The organism is Holdemanella sp. DFI.5.55 (assembly GCF_020593575.1).
Lineage (GTDB): Bacteria > Bacillota_I > Bacilli_A > Erysipelotrichales > Erysipelotrichaceae > Holdemanella > Holdemanella hominis.
In genome coordinates, this window is the sequence record NZ_JAJDMK010000277.1 from 1 (window position 1) to 267 (window position 267).

Here is a 267-nt window from a genome sequence, read left to right on the forward strand (position 1 = left end):
CTGATAGCCATAGACGTCCTGCTTGATTTCCTTTAGGCCGTTGATACCGGTCAGGTTCTTATTGAAATAGCTTTCCAATCCCAGTCGCCCAACCAGCTTGGTCTGACCCGTCTTGTCATTGGTCTTGGCAGTAGCCAGACCAATCAATTGACTGGCAAATTCACCGGCCGGATATTGACGAGCAGGCGTTGACGTAAACAGCAGTCCCGTAACGTGCTGAGCCTTGATTTTTTTCATCGTGCTGACTGAAATACCGCTGCCAGCCGG

1 pseudogene is annotated in these 267 nt (G+C 50.6%); it reads right to left on the reverse strand.

The window, feature by feature from the left end:
- Window positions 1-252 (reverse strand): annotated as a pseudogene (locus tag LJE08_RS14090) (hypothetical protein); the annotation flags it as partial.
- Window positions 253-267: the final 15 nt, after the last annotated feature.